16 protein-coding genes are annotated in these 15338 nt (G+C 65.3%); 15 read left to right on the top strand and 1 reads right to left on the bottom strand.

The features are described from left to right. Nucleotides 1–10: 10 nt before the first annotated feature. Entirely contained in the window at nt 11–448 is a 438-nt protein-coding gene (locus C266_RS04485) for a MarR family winged helix-turn-helix transcriptional regulator (protein WP_010804511.1), read from the bottom strand. 240 nt (nt 449–688) lie between these two features. On the opposite strand from C266_RS04485, the gene C266_RS04480 reads away from it, so the two are divergent. The 15 genes from C266_RS04480 to C266_RS04410 all read left to right on the top strand — a co-directional run bounded on the left by C266_RS04480 (nt 689) and on the right by C266_RS04410 (nt 15330). Beyond that, nucleotides 689–931 carry a hypothetical protein gene (locus tag C266_RS04480; RefSeq protein ID WP_010804510.1) on the top strand — a complete coding sequence of 81 codons (243 nt, stop codon included), beginning with the start codon at nt 689–691 and terminating at the stop codon, nt 929–931. Nucleotides 932–1064: 133 nt separating this feature from the next. Next, nucleotides 1065–2285 carry a hypothetical protein gene (locus C266_RS04475; RefSeq protein ID WP_010804509.1) on the top strand — a complete coding sequence of 407 codons (1221 nt, stop codon included), beginning with the start codon at nt 1065–1067 and terminating at the stop codon, nt 2283–2285. Between the two features lie 44 nt (nt 2286–2329). Next, nucleotides 2330–2998 (top strand): PQQ-binding-like beta-propeller repeat protein, encoded by a 669-nt coding sequence (locus C266_RS04470; protein WP_010804508.1) that lies wholly within the window; start codon nt 2330–2332, stop codon nt 2996–2998. A 167-nt stretch (nt 2999–3165) separates the two neighbouring features. Beyond that, nucleotides 3166–3729 (top strand): alkyl hydroperoxide reductase subunit C, encoded by a 564-nt coding sequence (gene ahpC, locus C266_RS04465; RefSeq protein WP_010804507.1) that lies wholly within the window; start codon nt 3166–3168, stop codon nt 3727–3729. Between the two features lie 188 nt (nt 3730–3917). Next, complete coding sequence (gene ahpF / locus C266_RS04460; protein ID WP_010804506.1) at nt 3918–5516, top strand: alkyl hydroperoxide reductase subunit F; 1599 nt, start codon at nt 3918–3920, stop codon at nt 5514–5516. Nucleotides 5517–5883: 367 nt separating this feature from the next. Continuing rightward, nucleotides 5884–7539, top strand: coding sequence for a flagellar basal-body MS-ring/collar protein FliF (gene fliF / locus C266_RS04455; protein ID WP_010804505.1), 1656 nt, complete (start codon nt 5884–5886; stop codon nt 7537–7539). Further along, nucleotides 7523–8542, top strand: coding sequence for a FliG C-terminal domain-containing protein (locus C266_RS04450; protein ID WP_010804504.1), 1020 nt, complete (start codon nt 7523–7525; stop codon nt 8540–8542). The genes fliF and C266_RS04450 overlap by 17 nt, the downstream gene beginning before the upstream one ends. Further along, nucleotides 8539–9264 carry a FliH/SctL family protein gene (locus C266_RS04445; RefSeq protein WP_010804503.1) on the top strand — a complete coding sequence of 242 codons (726 nt, stop codon included), beginning with the start codon at nt 8539–8541 and terminating at the stop codon, nt 9262–9264. The genes C266_RS04450 and C266_RS04445 overlap by 4 nt, the downstream gene beginning before the upstream one ends. Further along, nucleotides 9261–10544: a FliI/YscN family ATPase gene (locus C266_RS04440; protein ID WP_036661424.1), complete on the top strand. Its 1284-nt coding sequence runs from the start codon at nt 9261–9263 to the stop codon at nt 10542–10544. The genes C266_RS04445 and C266_RS04440 overlap by 4 nt, the downstream gene beginning before the upstream one ends. Beyond that, nucleotides 10535–11107, top strand: coding sequence for a hypothetical protein (locus C266_RS04435; RefSeq protein WP_010804501.1), 573 nt, complete (start codon nt 10535–10537; stop codon nt 11105–11107). Before C266_RS04440 ends, C266_RS04435 begins: the two co-directional genes overlap by 10 nt. After that, nucleotides 11095–12519: a flagellar filament capping protein FliD gene (gene fliD, locus C266_RS04430; protein ID WP_010804500.1), complete on the top strand. Its 1425-nt coding sequence runs from the start codon at nt 11095–11097 to the stop codon at nt 12517–12519. Before C266_RS04435 ends, fliD begins: the two co-directional genes overlap by 13 nt. A gap of 35 nt (nt 12520–12554) precedes the next feature. After that, nucleotides 12555–12932 carry a flagellar export chaperone FliS gene (fliS, locus tag C266_RS04425; RefSeq protein WP_010804499.1) on the top strand — a complete coding sequence of 126 codons (378 nt, stop codon included), beginning with the start codon at nt 12555–12557 and terminating at the stop codon, nt 12930–12932. Then, nucleotides 12925–13224, top strand: coding sequence for a hypothetical protein (locus C266_RS04420; protein WP_010804498.1), 300 nt, complete (start codon nt 12925–12927; stop codon nt 13222–13224). Before fliS ends, C266_RS04420 begins: the two co-directional genes overlap by 8 nt. Beyond that, nucleotides 13214–14476: a flagellar hook-length control protein FliK gene (locus C266_RS04415; protein ID WP_010804497.1), complete on the top strand. Its 1263-nt coding sequence runs from the start codon at nt 13214–13216 to the stop codon at nt 14474–14476. Before C266_RS04420 ends, C266_RS04415 begins: the two co-directional genes overlap by 11 nt. Further along, the gene (locus C266_RS04410) at nt 14473–15330 is read left to right on the top strand and encodes a FliA/WhiG family RNA polymerase sigma factor (protein ID WP_010804496.1); all 858 of its coding nucleotides are present in this window, start codon (nt 14473–14475) and stop codon (nt 15328–15330) included. Before C266_RS04415 ends, C266_RS04410 begins: the two co-directional genes overlap by 4 nt. Nucleotides 15331–15338 lie beyond the last annotated feature (8 nt).

Raw genomic sequence — 15338 nt, 5'->3', positions numbered from 1 at the left:
GGTGCCGTGATTACAGATGAACGCCACGAATGTGGAAGATGTCTGCGAAGGTGCTCAACTCGTTGCGATGCTGGGCGGCGAGGTTGGCGAGACACGCGTCGCCTGCCGCCGACAGGTGCACTTCCACCACGCGCCGGTCGCTTTCGTTCTGACGACGGGTGACGAGCCCGGCCTTCTCGCAACGGGCGACAAGTGCCACCACGCTGTGATGCACGGCTTGCAATCGCTCGGCCAATTCACTGATGGACGCCCAGTCGCGCCCCGGTATACCTTTCACGTGCAGCAGCAATAGATACTGCTGCGGCGTGATGCCGCCTTCGCGCGCCGCTGTCTCGCTGAAATTGAGGAAGCGCCGCAGGCGATAGCGGAATTCCGAAAGTGCTTCGAAATCGCTCTTGGTCAGCGCGTCGGCGGTGATCGGCGAACCGGGCGAGGCAGGTGCAGACATGGGCGGGAGGGCGCGGGACGCCGGAAGGTCCGAAAGCCGAAAAATATATCACAATGCGATATATTAGGCGGCCTTAGGGATAGCCGGGATGACAAACGGGGCCCGTAACGTGCAGAATCGCGAAAAAACGAGACTCAGTAGTTGACGGGAACTCGATCCCCGCCGAGATGGCGGCGTGTCGTTGCCATGTGTTGGTGACGAGCGTCGTTCGGGCGGGCCGACCTCTGACAGGGAGGAGACATGGCTTCCACGGTCCGACGCCGCTGGCGTACGGGAACGTTGTTGTTGCTGTCGGTGGCACTCGGCTCCACAGTTGCCGCCTATCACTACGCCACCGGTTTCGAGCTGGGTGGCGGTGTCTTTGAGCAGATCGGATTCGGACGTCATGGCACGTCGTCCGGGCCGGTCGCGCATGCGCGTGGTGCACCATCGTCTTGTCCAGGGGGCGATTGTCGCGGCGCGTCGACGTCGCAGGCGCACTGAATCCGCTTGACGCCGCCCCCGTTGCAGGGCGCGGCACTCCCGCTTGGAAGACATGACGCAGACCGGCGGTCATGGCGCTCCGGGTCGCATGTCGGGCCGGGGCTATGCGTGCCCCACGCGGTAATATCGCGCGATGGACTCCCTCATCGCCGCTTCCGCCCGCGCGTTGGCTGCGGGCGACCCGCTGGGTGCGCTGCACCGTGTCGCGCTTCGCGACGATCCGCCGGCGCTTGCGCTGCGCGGTATCGCGATGGCGCAGCTTGGCGATTACGCGCGAGCCCGCGAGTTGCTCAAACGCGCCGCGCGCGGCTTCGGAACCCACGAGGCACTGGCCCGCGCCCGATGCGTCGTCGCCGACGCCGAAGTCGCGCTCGCCATGCGTGATCTGAGTGGGACCACTCGCTCGTTGCAAGACGCTGCGTCCCTTCTCGCGGCGCATGACGACTTCCCCAACGCCATGCTCGCGCGGCTGCTCATCGCTCGCCGCCTGTTGCTCGTCGGCAAACTCGATGCCGCCGCGCAGGCACTGCACGACGCCCCGCTGCCCAACGTACCGGCGCGTCACGTTGCCGTTCATGCCTTGATCGTCGCGGAATTGGCGCTGCGTACGCTGCGGATCGGCGACGCCCGCAACGCGCTCGCGCGCGCACAGGACGCCGCGGTTGCCGCCGGTGTCCCAGCGCTGCGCGCCGAAATCGAGCGCCTGAACGATGCGCTGGGGCGTCCGGCCGCGCGGCAATGGCAAGCGCACGGCGAGCGCATGCTGCGCCTCGACGAGGTGGTGACGCTGCTTCACTCGAACGCATTGGTGATCGATGCCTGTCGTCGTGGCGTGAGCATCCGCAACACGTGGCGACCACTGGCAAAACGGCCCGTGCTTTTCACACTGGCGTTGCCATTGGCGCGCGCCTGGCCCGGCGATGTCGACAGGGAAACGCTGATTGCTGAAGCCTTTCGGCTGCGTCACCCGGACGAGACGCACCGCGTACGTCTGCGTGTCGAAATCGGGCGTCTGCGCGCGCTGCTCAAGGGCATTGCGGAGATCGACGCGACACCGCGCGGCTTCGCCTTGCGAACCGCCACCGCTACCGCGATCACCGTGCTGTTGCCGCCCATCGACGGTGAACGTGCATCGTTGATCGCGTTGCTGGCAGATGGTGCGGCGTGGTCGACCTCCGCGTTGGCGTTAGCGCTCGGTGCCAGCCAACGCACCGTGCAACGTGCCTTGGGCGAACTCGAATCGCAAGGCCGGGTACGCGCCATCGGCCGCGCCAGAGCGCAGCGCTGGATGGCGCCGCCGCTCACCGAATTCACGACGATTTTGTTACTCCCTGCCGGATGGTCGTTTGGCTAGAGTGGTCTTGCACGCCAGCCGTGGCGTAACGACAGGAGACTGACATGACGAGCAAACCGCAACGAAACCTTCGCACCACCGCTGTGAGCGCGGCCGATATCACCTGCGAATATGGCCCTTTCTCCGATGCCGGGCGCATCCACGGTGTGACCTTCGATGGACGGCAGGTCTGGGCCGCCACCGGAGAAAAGGTATTGGCTTTCGATCCGGCGAGCGGCGAGGTTCGCCACATCATCGACGCCCCGAGCGATGCCGGTACCGCTTTCGACGGCACTCACCTTTACCAGATCGGCGAAGACCGCATCAACAAGATCGAACCGTCCACCGGTCGCGTCGTGCATTCGATTCCGGCACCGGACAGCGGCAGCAATTCGGGGCTGACGTGGGCCGAGGGCAGCCTTTGGGTCGGGCAGTACCGGGACCGCCGCATCCTGCAAGTCGACCCGGCCACCGGGCAGGTGCTGCGGAGTATCGAGTCCGACCGGTTCGTGACAGGCGTCACGTGGGTTCGTGACGAACTGTGGCACGGCACGTGGGAGAACGATGAGAGCGAGTTGCGTCAGGTCGATCCGGCCGGCGGCGAGGTGCTCAAGCGCGTGCAGATGCCCGACGGCGTTGGCGTGAGCGGTCTGGAATACGACGGCCACGGCCTGTTCTATTGCGGTGGCGGTGCCAGCGGCAAGGTGCGTGCTGTGCGCTACCCCAAGGACTGACGGACCTTTCGCGGGCCCGGCCGTCTGCGCGTGGACAGCATCATAGGAGACAGGCTATCGCGAGCGATAGCCTGTCTCAATTGAGTAGATTCTAACAATCAATTTCCACTTCTCAATAGCAATCGGCACACTGTCAACACTTTCCACCCCGTCAGAGAGACAACGACATGCCGATCATCAACACCCAGATCAAGCCGTTCAAAGCCAACGCCTACCAAAACGGCGATTTCATCACCGTGACCGACGAGACCCTGAAGGGCAAGTGGTCGGTGGTGGTGTTCTACCCGGCCGACTTCACCTTCGTGTGTCCGACCGAACTGGGTGATCTGGCCGACCACTACGAAGAATTCAAGAAGCTGGGCGTCGAAATCTACAGCGTCTCAACCGATACCCATTTCACGCACAAGGCGTGGCACGACACGTCGGACACGATCCGGAAGATTCAGTACCCGATGGTTGCCGACCCGACGCTCGCGATCTCGCGCAACTTCGATGTGCTGATCGAAGAGGAAGGTCTGGCGCTGCGCGGCACGTTCGTGATCAACCCGGAAGGCGAGATCAAGCTGTGCGAAATCCATGACAACGGCATCGGCCGCGACGCGAAGGAACTGCTGCGCAAGGTGCAGGCAGCGCAGTACATCGCCGCCCACCCGGGTGAAGTCTGCCCCGCCAAGTGGACGCCGGGCGCCGAAACGCTGAGCCCGTCGCTGGACCTGATCGGCAAGATCTAAGCGCCACAAGCGATCACCGTAGCAAGCGCCGCTCAGGTCACAGAGCGGCGTCCCCGCCGGCGCGGCGGCCCCCCTGAACCTGCCGCGCCGGCACCTAATTCCGAATTGCCGACGCTTACCTGCGCCCGCCTGAGGCCGACGCGGTGGCCTCTGCTCGCCCTTTCATCCCATCGAGACGGATAAACGCCATGTTGGACGCGAACCTCAAAGCCCAGTTGCAAACGTACCTCCAGAAAGTCACGCGCCCCATCGAGATCGCCGTGTGGCTCGACGATAGCCTCAAGGCGGCCGAGATGAAGGCGCTGGTGGACGAGATCGCGCCGCTCTCGCCGCAGATCGCCGTCGTGACGCATCACGACGTCGATCGGGATGCCGGCGAGCGCCGTCCGTCGTTTGCCATCGGTACGCCGGGTGAAGCACCGCGCATTCGTTTCGCCGGGCTGCCCATGGGCCACGAGTTCACGTCGCTGGTGCTTGCGCTGCTGCAAGTGGGCGGTCATCCGGTCAAGCTTGACGACGACACCGTCGCGCAGATCCGTGCACTCGACGGCGATTTCCGTTTCGAGACCTATATCTCCTTGTCGTGCCAGAACTGCCCGGAAGTCGTGCAGGCCTTGAACGTCATGGCGCTCATCAACCCGCGTATTCAGCAGGTCACCATCGACGGCGCGCTGTTTCAAGGGGAAGTCGAAGCGCGTCAGGTGATGGCTGTGCCCACCGTATTCCTCAACGGCGAATCTTTCACGCAAGGCCGTACCAGCGTGAAGGAACTGCTCGCAAAGCTCGACACCGGTGCGAGCGCACGTGCCGCGAAGGCCCTCGAGACCAAGCCGGTCTACGACATGCTGATCGTGGGCGGCGGCCCGGCAGGCGCCGCCGCTGCCATCTACGCGGCGCGCAAGGGCATTGCGACGGGCGTGGTCGCCGAGCGTTTCGGCGGTCAGGTGCTCGACACGATGGCTATCGAAAACTTCGTCTCGGTGACGCACACCGAGGGGCCGAAGTTCGCCACGGCGCTGGAACAGCACGTCAAGACGTATGACGTGGACGTGATCGACACACAACGCGCCGATGCCCTGATGCCGGGCAAGATTCACGAGGTGCGTCTGGCCAGCGGCGCCGTGCTCAAGGCCCGTGCCGTGGTGCTTGCCACCGGTGCCCGCTGGCGCGAAATCGGTGTGCCGGGCGAGCGCGACTACCGTAACCGCGGCGTGGCGTACTGCCCGCACTGCGACGGCCCGCTCTTCAAGGGCAAGCGCGTCGCGGTCGTTGGTGGCGGTAACTCGGGCGTGGAAGCCGCCATCGATCTGGCCGGCATCGTCAAGGAAGTCACGCTGATCGAATACGGCGCGCAACTGCGTGCGGACGAAGTGCTGCAGCGCAAACTGCGCAGCTTGCCGAACGTGCGGGTGCTGATGAACGCGCAAACGACCGAAATTCACGGCGACGGCCAGAAGGTGAACGGCCTTGCGTACCGTGACCGCGTCTCCGGCCAGGCGGCCACGATTGCTCTCGAAGGGGTGTTCGTGCAGATCGGGCTGGTGCCCAACACCGAATGGCTCAAAGGCACGGTGGCGCTCTCGCGTCACGGCGAGATTGAAGTCGATGCCAAGGGCCAGACGTCGGTGCCGGGCGTGTTCGCGGCGGGCGATGTCACGACCGTGCCGTTCAAGCAGATCGTGATCGCCGTTGGCGAAGGGGCGAAGGCCTCGCTGGGCGCCTTCGAGCACCTGATGCTCAGTTCGGTGGAAGACGAGGCGGCGACGCCCGAGAAGATCGCCGCCTGACATTCGCCGAAGCGGCCTCGTGCCGCATTCCCTTGACAGCAAAGCCCTCACGCAGGAAACGCGTGAGGGCTTTTTTTATTGTCTCCGGCCCATATCGGTCTGTGCGCTGCACACCGTTGGTCTATCGGAAGCCGATCGACGGGGGGTATCGATTCTGGCGTTAATGGGAAAACGTATCAAATTTCCGGTGAGGGTACAGACGATGCCCAAAGACTACGCAGATTTTCGTTAATTAGCCGATTCGTTGTCACCATGTGCTCCTTCAAATTGACACCCGACGCGTGAGTCTCATGCGTCATGCCTTCGACGGGCCACCGATATCGGATTTCGATCCGGGCGCTCATCAACGAGGCAAGTGAATCGACATATGGGAATCGACAATATCTTTCGTGCCTTTCGTACGTTAGGCAGCGCTGGCATTCGATCGCGTGAGCGATGGGTGAAGTGGCGCGCTCAGCCATCGGGCTTTGCCGGGCAATTGCGCAGCGCATTGCCACTCGTCGTCGCTGCCGGTGCGATTACCGCAGCCACGCTCGCCTGGTACTCGCACGATACGGGCTACGCGCCCCTTTTCGGGCAGAACCAGCGTATTCCAATCGCGCAGGCCACGGGCGTGCTCGAAGCCGAGCACATCCCGTTTCGCATGCATCCGGACACCGGTGCGATCCTCGTGCCGCACGACCGGCTCGGACGTGCGCGTCTCGCGCTGGCCGCCAAGGGCGTAACGCCGGAATTGCCGCCGGGACTGGAACTGGTCGATCGGGACGAGCGCCTGGGTGTACGTCAGTTCGTGCAGGACGTGCGTTTTCGTCGCGGACTGGAAGGGGAGCTTGCGCGCACCATCATGTCGATCGACGCGGTAGACGCTGCTCGCGTGCACATCGCGCTTGCGCCGCAGACATCGTTCGTCACGCATACCAAGGCGTCGGCCAGCGCATCGGTGCTGATCTCGGTGCGCCCCGGCCAAAAGCTCGCGCCCCAGCAGGTGAGTGCGATCGTCAAGCTTGTGGCCGGCAGTGTGAACGGGTTGGCTGCGGAGAACGTTTCCGTGGTCGATCAGCAAGGCACGCCACTCACCGCGAATCTCGATCTTGACGACGCAACAAACGGCAACGCGGAAGCGCGCACACGTTCGCGCGACGACGCACTTCGTAACGTCCGGGGCCTGCTCGATGGCATTCTCGGCCCCAATCGCTACCGCGCGAGCGTGAGTATCGATCTTGACGAGAATGTGGTGTCTAACACCACCGAGGCGCTCGGTGCCGATCCCCGCGTGATGCAGGAAGCCGTGCGCGAAGCGCGCGACGACGACGCGGTCGTCGGCGGCGTGCCGGGGGCCATGGCCAATCGTCCGGTCGACGCGGCGCCGCTGCTCGGTGCCGAGGGTGGCGCAATGCGCACCACCTCGTCCACGCGTCAGTTCGCTTATGACCGTTCGATCACGCAGACCAAGCGTCATCGCCCGCGTGTGCGCCAAATGCACGTGGCCGTCATGGTCGATGCTCAGGCGGCGCCGGGTGGCAACGGCTGGACTGCCGAGACCATCGCCGAGCTTGAGCGCACATTGCGCGCCAGCGCGGGAATTCAGATCGATCGTGGCGACACGCTGGTCGTGAGCGCGATGCCGTTTGTCGCCACCGATGGCGCCATCGCATTCGACACGCCGGACACCGCTGCGCAGGGGCTGGTGCTCACCAGTACACAGAAGCAATACGCCGCCATTGCGGCCGCTGCGGTGCTGTTGATCGCGCTGATCACGTGGGCAGCGCTGGCCCGGCGTGCGCGCCGTCGCAAGGCTGCCGCGCGAGTTGCCGAGGACGACGCGCGAGAGCGCAGCCGCCGGGAAGCCGAGAACGCGGCACAGCAGGCCGCCTTGCCGGCCTTCGCCAACGACATGCCGCCAGACTCGGACGCTTCGTTCGACACGAAGCTCGGACGCCTGACAACACTGGCCGACGGCGAACCCGAGCGGGTCGCCCAGATCATCAAACAATGGATCGGTTCGCATGCCTCTGTCCGCTGAAACTTCCACTCTGACCGAGATCAATGGCGTTGACCGCGCCGCAGTCCTGTTGCTCTGTATGGGCGAGAAGGCTGCCGCCGGCGTGATGGCGCAACTCGCCCCCAACGAGCTTCTGCGCGTGGCGCACGCCATGTCGCGTGCCGGCGGCGTGAAGAAGCACGACGTGCATGCCATCGTCGACCAGTTTCTCGACGCCTGCACGCAGCACGGCGGTGCGAATGCCGCACCGCGTGCCTATCTGGAGCGCTCGCTCGCCGCCGCGCTCGGTGAAGGCATCGCCAGCAATGTGCTCGACGGCATCTACGGCGATCGAATTCGTCCCAAGCTTGCGCGTCTCCAATGGGTGAGCGTGGCGCGACTCGCCGATGTGCTCTCGCGCGAACATCACCGTATGCAGGCGCTGTTGCTGGCCTACCTGCCTGCCGATCTGGGCGGTCAATTGCTTCGCGCGTTGCCCGAATCGCAGCAGGAAGCGCTGCTGTTGGAGACGGCACAACTTAAACGTGTCGACCGCGAACTGCTGGCCGATCTGGAAGTCATCGCCGACCGTTGTCTCGCGGGCTTGTCTGCCGAGAGCACCGATGTGCCGGGCACGCGGCTCGCGGCGCAGATCATCGGCCATGTGCCCGACGATCAGAAGCGGTTGATGGACGCATTGCGCGCCCATGACGCGTCGCTCGCGGAGTCTGTCGAGGCGAGCATGTACGGCTTCGAAATCCTGGCTTCCCAGGCACCGGAAGTGATCGACCTGGCCGTAGCCGAAGTGCCGACCGACATGTGGGCCATTGCGCTCAAGGGGACGGATGCTCGTATGCGGCAAGTCGTGCGTGAGCGCATGTCCCGCCTTCAGGAAGATGCCCTCACGCAGGCGATGCAGCGTCTGGGCGCCATATCGGCGGCCCGTGTCGAAGCCACACGTAACGAGATCATGGCAATGCTACGCACGCGAGCGCGTGAGGCCGACATGCTTTTGCGTCTGGCCGACGGTGAGGTACTCGAATGAAGCCGCATCGGTTTGGCACGAAGTCCGATGTCGCAGCCCAGCGTGGTTGGTTGCCGGTCCAGCCCGATCTGGAAACCTTGCGCGCTCACGCCTATGCGCAGGGGATGGCAGAGGGCGCAGCAAACACGCGTCAGGAGGTCTGGCAGGAAGCCTTCGACGCCGGGCGTGCAGATGGCGAGCAGGCGGCCGAGGCGCGCTTGCAGGCATCGTATGCCGAGCGGCTGCGCGACGAACTCGAGGCGATGAAGCTGCCGCTCGCGGCACTTCAAGCCGCTCGTGAGCAGGTGCATGCACGCCTTGCGGCCGGTGCCGTCGATGTGCTGGGCGACGTCGCGTCGCGTGCCGTGCGCGCCGTCGTGCAGCGCGAGTTGCAGACCGCGCCAGCGGACATAGCGGGCATTGTGCAGCGCTTGCTCACGCAGCTTGGTGCCAGCGACGATGCCGTCACTGTCCACGTGAGTCCCGAAGATGCCCAAGCACTTTACACCCGCGTTGGGAGCACACCCGCTCACGCCGATGGCACCCGCCCGGGATGGCGCATCGCCGCCGATCCGTCGTTGGTTCGCGGCGATTGCCGCGTCGACGTCGATGGCCTCTGGTACGACGCGGGGTGCGAAGGCCGTGAGGCGGCGGCGCAAACGATCGCGCGTAGGCGTCTGAGCGAATGGGTGGAGGCATGCGTGCAAGCCTCGGCGCCGGTCGAGGCGTCGGAGACGCGATGATGAACGACGAGATCGCACTCGCCACCCCGATGGCGTTCGTCACACGGGCTACGGGCGCCGTGCTTGAGGCGTGCGGACAACGATTCTCGCTGGGGCAAGCCTGCCGTGTCGAGACCGCCGCAGGACGATGGACCGAGGCCGAAGTGGTCGGGTTTTCCGACGGCGCATTACAACTGCTGATGTATGCGTCCGTGGCCGACATTGTGCCCGGTGCACGGGTGTTGCCCGGAACGGCAACGCCCGCGCTGCGTATCGGATCGTCGTGGCTCGGCCGCGTGATCGATGCCTTCGGGCAGCCGCTCGACGGCAAAGGGGCGTTGCGTGGCGAGGCGTTGCTCGATACGCGTTGTTCGCCGCCCGCGCCGCTGGCGCGTCGCGCTATCGACGCGCCGCTGCCCGTGGGCGTGCGTGCCATTGACGGCCTGCTGAGTCTCGGGAAGGGGCAGCGTGTAGGACTGTTCGCCGGTAGCGGTGTGGGCAAAAGTGTTCTGCTGGGCATGATGACCCGGCATACCGGCGCCCAGATCGTCGTGGTCGGCATGATCGGCGAGCGCGGGCGAGAAGTGGGCGAGTTCATCGCCGAGACGCTCGGACAAGCCGGGCTCGCCAAGGCCGTTGTGGTGGCTGCGCCGGCCGATGCACCGCCTGCACAACGCATGAAGGCCACGGAGTTGTGTCACGCGATTGCCGCCCATTTTCGCGACGCCGGCCACGACGTGCTGTTGCTCGTCGATTCGCTTACGCGCTACGCCATGGCGTGCCGCGAGGTAGCGCTCTCGCTCGGGGAAGCCCCTGCCGCACGCGGCTACCCGGTGTCGGTGTTCGCACGCTTGCCCCGGCTGGTCGAATGTGCGGGCAATGGCGCGGGCACGGGCAGCCTCAGTGCGATCTACACGGTGCTGGCCGAGGGCGACGACTTGCAGGACCCGGTGGTCGACACCGCTCGCGCCGTGCTCGACGGTCATATCGTGCTTTCGCGCGAATTGGCCGACGCCGGACATTACCCGGCAATCGACATCGGCGCGTCGGTGAGCCGGTGCATGACTCAGGCCGTGGGTGTACGCCATGCCAACGCCGCGCGCGCGTTCAAAGCACAGTGGCACGCCTATCAACAGATTCGGGAGTTGATGCCGCTCGGTGCTTATGTACCGGGCGCTCACGCCGAGACCGACCGTGCCGTATCGCGGCATCCGCTCATGCTCGAATTCCTGCGCCAGCGCGACGGCGAGGCGAATACGCCGCACGTCCTGTGCGAACGGCTGGAGGCGCTATGCCGATGACCCCGCAAACACCGCGCGCACTGCGTGCGTTGCTGTCCATACGAGACCGCGCGCTCGCGGCGGCGCAACACGACAGCCGGCAACTCGCCGAGCGGCACGTGCGGCTCACACGCAACGTCGACCAGCTCACGCGGTTGTATCGCGCTGTGGCCATCGGCGGCACGCGGGCGAATGCCTACAGCTTTCAGAATCGCGCCGATTACAAATGCACGCTCGTGCAGATGATCGAGACGCAGCAAGCACCGATGGCGCAGTTGGCGCGATGGCAGGCGGTCGCGGCGCAGGCCGTGCGCGACGCACAGCGCCGGCGCGAGGGCGTGGCAACGCTCGTCGCCCGCCATGAGGCGGCAGCGAAGCAGGCACGGTTCAGGCGCGAGGGGCAGGCGCAGGTGGCTCAGGCCCTCGCGGTTTGGCAGCGCGGCGAGGCGGCGCGTGAGCGAAATGAGGAAATTGCCTCGGGCGCTCGCATTGACAAAGCACGGGCGGCGGTCGCTTTGGTTGGGAAAGCGCGTCTCGCGTCTCGTCTACCTACCGAACCAGGAGCTTTGCCATGCTGCAAGTAAAAAATCGTATCGATGATATGGCCGCCGAAATCGCCCAGAGAAAGATGGGGGCGGAGTTCGGTCGTCTGGGCAAGGACAAGGCGGGTAATGACGCCCGTCAGAAAGGCGTGGCCACGCTCAAGGAAGCGCTCGGCAATTTCGAGAAGCAACTGCGGCGCGTCGGCGACAGCGCCGACTTGCATCAGCACAAGGCAACGCAATCGAACGATTCCGCGTTCTCCGTCAAGCTGGAGAAAGGCGCACAGCAGCTCGATTTCGACGTGCACGTCAAACAGCTTGCGACGGTGCATCAGGTGCAGATCACGAATGTGGCGGCACTGGCCGATGGCAACCTGAAGGTTGCCGGGCGCGCAGACGTGATCTCGCTGAACACATCGGGACTCGATCTGACGACGGCCGAGGGAGTGCGCGAGCTTGCCAGACGAATCAATGCGAACGCCGAGTTCAAGGACGCCGTGCGCGCCGACTTGCGGCACGTGCCGGGGCAACAGACGCCGTACCTGCTGCTGACCGCGACGAAGTCCGGTGCCGAGGCGACGTTCGACGTGCAGTCCACGACCGGCGTGGAGCTCGGGGCGCCGGATGCGGCGGTGCTCGCGCAAGGGCAGAGCGCCATCGTGCGGATCGGCAACCAGGGAGCGGAAGAGACTTACCCGACCAATGAGATCACGCTGTTCACCGGTGTGACCCTCTCGCTGAAGAAGGCCAACGCAGCAGCCGAAACCACGCGTGTGTCGATCACGCCCGACATGGAGGGCACGGCCGCGAACATGCGCGCCCTCGTTCAGGCTTACGACGCGGTGCGCAAGCAATTGCGCGATCTGATGGACCCCGGCACGCCGGGGGCGTCGATGTCGCCCGATAGCGAAGAGAAGGGCGACACCAAACCGGCCGGGGCATTTTATGCGGACGCCGGCGTGCGCGCCTTGCTGCGCGATCTCGAACGCAACTTCGAGCGGCCCATGACGATCGACGGCAAGACGTTCGACCCCGCCCTGTTCGGCGTGAAGCGAAACGCCGACGGCTCGGTCACTTTCGATCAGAAGCGTTTCGAAGCGGCGTATTCCGACGACAAGGCGTTGCTGAGCAAGTGGTTTGGCGAGAGTGCCGACGTGATGAAGCGCGATACCGGGACCGATCTGGACAAACAACCGGCGGGCATGCGCCTTGCCGTTCGGATTCGCGAATGGACCGACGAGATCACGGGGGTGCTCAAGCACCGCACGGATACCGACGAAGTGATTACGCAGCGGCTCGCCGCCAAGGAAGACCAGCTCAAAGCCCGTTTTCTGGCGCTCGTAGCGCGCTACACCGATGAACTCGCTCGCGCCGAGCAGGTTCAGCAACAGATGAAAGAAACACGTGGCTTTGTCGATGCGCTCTTCCGCGGATCGCGCAAGTCCGACGAATGACGCGTGTGACCATCCTTTAGGGAGTCAATCCGATCATGACTTACCAGCAATACCATGCCTCCGACCTCGATGCACGCATCGCAGGGGCAACGCCCTTGCAGCTCATGCTGATCCTTCTGGATGGTCTGCTCGACGAACTGGCCCGCGCGCGTGGGCATATCGAACACGCACGCCATGACGCGCGTCTGCGCAGCGTGACCAAATGCCTGAATCTGATCAACGGCCTGGCATCGCATATCGACGTTGCCGATGGCCCGGGTGTCACGCAGCCGCTGAGCGCCGTGTACGACTTTTGTATGCGCGGCGTCGCACAGGCGAGCGTGGAACTCGATGTTGCCAAGCTCGACGAGGTCGTGGCGGTCATCACGCAACTGACACAAGGTTGGCGCGCGCTGGAGACGCGGCGTGGTTAATGCGGCGACCTTCCGGGCGCTGGCACGAGATCTGCGACGGCATTCTGCCGCGCGCGAATGGGGCTTGCTGCAAGCCACCGACGCTCTGCTTCGGCGGGCGTGGCGACATGCACCTGCGCCCGGCGCGCGGGACGTCTCGCTGACGCAGGCCATGGCCGATGCGCGTGCCGCGCACGACCAGGCATACCTGTTGACTCAGCGAGCCACGTCGGAGGCTCGCAGACATCTGGCCGGACTGGGTCATTGGCGCGACGGCGCGCTCAGCTACCTGAGGATGCACGATGATCGTTGAATACTCACGTCTCATGATACCTGCCCATACGGATCTGTCGGCGCCAGTGGCCGACGGTGCGTTGCTCATCGGGTTGGCGCAGGGTGTGCCGTCTCTCGCCGAGGAAGACGTGTTGTGCGACTTCGCCGCGACACTCGGTCGCTCGACGGCGCAAGGGCTTGAACTGCCTGCCTACGAGGCCGGCGCCGTGCCGGAAACCCCCGAGCAAGCGCTGAAGGCAGGTGCGCCGGAGCGCGTCGATGTGGCCCCGGTGGCGGGCGCGCCAGTGGTGGCGGACATGCCGGAGATCACGCCGGACCTCGGGGAGCTGTCTATGGCAAACGATGCCGCGCGAGACGTTCCCATCACGCCGGGCGTCATGGCGGCCGCCGCGGGGGATTCGGTGCGTGCGGCGCAGGACATACCCTCACGCGGGATCGAATCTCTGCGCGACCCGGTGTTGCCACACATCGCGACGCTGCTCGCCGCACATGAGCATCGGATGCGCGGCACGCTCGAAAGCCATGCGCCGGCCGAGCCAGGGGAGCCAGCGGAGCCAAGGGACGGGGCCGCCGGCGCAATGACGTCCTCGCCGGCCGCTGCTGTTCGCGTGGCATTCCCGGTGGCGACGCCTCCTGGCGTCTCATTGCCCCTTGGATTGGCGAGCCCGTTGCCCGCGTCACTGACGGTGCTGCCGTTGGCGGCGCTGCCACTGGCGGCGGACCCGGCAACGCCGGGCGCTGCATCCGTCGATAACGCAGCGGCACAAGCGCTTCGCACGACGTTTGCCGCAGGGACATTCGGCAACACCTTCGTGGGCGAGCCGTCCACCGTCGTAATGCCGGGCGGATTCCCGAGTACCAACGGGATGGCGGGGGACGGTACGTCCGTGGCCCGCACGCTGTCCGAGCGCGTGCAGACCATGACGCAGAACGGTGTCCACGAAGCTCGCCTGCGCCTGACGCCGGATGAACTGGGAGACATCGCCATCGTGGTCCGGAAGTCGGCCATGCAACTCAGTGTGAGTTTGCAGGTGGCGCGTCCCGAGGCGTTGAGTCTCGTCCAGAGCACGGCGGCGCTGCTGCGCGACATGCTGTCGCAACGCCACGCCGGGGATGTCAATGTGAGCGTCGGGAGCATGCCGTCGTCCGGAGGCGACGGCGCGTCGGGCAACGGGCGCGAGCGGCATTCGCGCGACGAGCGGTCCGGCGATGTGGGGCCCGGCCTTGCCCTGGGTGAAGCGGCGCGTCAGCGCGAGGCATTCCGGTTATGAACACGCCGATGTACGGCCCCGTCGTGCGCAAGCGGGGCGAAAAGCGCGGCAGTGCGCACCCGGCAAAAGTCGCCGAAGGATCGGAGACGTCGACGCGCCCCGCGCCGGCCACGCCCGGATGGCAGGCCATACCGGTAGCCGACGAGCAGGCGCAGGTACTGAGTCTGATGCCGGTGATCGCGCGCATCGTGCGCTCGCTGATGCCGCAGACAAGCGTGGCGATCGCGCAGGAAGACATGACGCAGATTGCGCTGATCGCTGCGCTCGATGCCGTTCGACGCTATGGGCCGCCCGACGAACGTTTCACCGCTTATGCGGCAACGCGCATTCGTGGCGCGGTGCTGGATGAACTTCGGCGCCTCGACTGGCGCCCGCGCACGTTGCGTCAGGCGTCGCATCGGCGCCGTGATGCCGAGCGCGAACTGACACGTGCCCTCGGTCGCGGCCCGACCCGTGAGGAATTGAGTGCGCACGCCGGTATGGGCGATGCCACGCTGGACGAAGCCGAAATGGCCGGATATGCAGAGAGCATCGCGAGCTTCGATCAGTTGCTCGCCGATGGGGGACTTGAGGCAAACGATGCACTCGTCGAGCGGCGCAGCCCGGAGTATCTGGTCGCCACGCGGCAGAGCCTGACACGAGCGCTTGAAGCGCTCGACGAGCGAGAACAACGCATTGTGCAGCTTTACTACGAGTTCGACATGAATCTTGAAGAGATCGGCGAAGTGCTGGGACTGACCCGGGCGCGAATTTGCCAGATCCATCAGGGGGCGCTCGCAAAAATGAACGCCGCCATGCAGGACGCAGGACGAGGCGGCGCGCGCGCCGCACGTACACCACTACCGAATTGTTAGACGAGGCA

The organism is Pandoraea sp. SD6-2 (genome assembly GCF_000389825.1).
GTDB classification, from domain to species: Bacteria; Pseudomonadota; Gammaproteobacteria; order Burkholderiales; family Burkholderiaceae; genus Pandoraea; species Pandoraea communis.
This window is presented reverse-complemented; position numbering and strand designations above follow the sequence as displayed.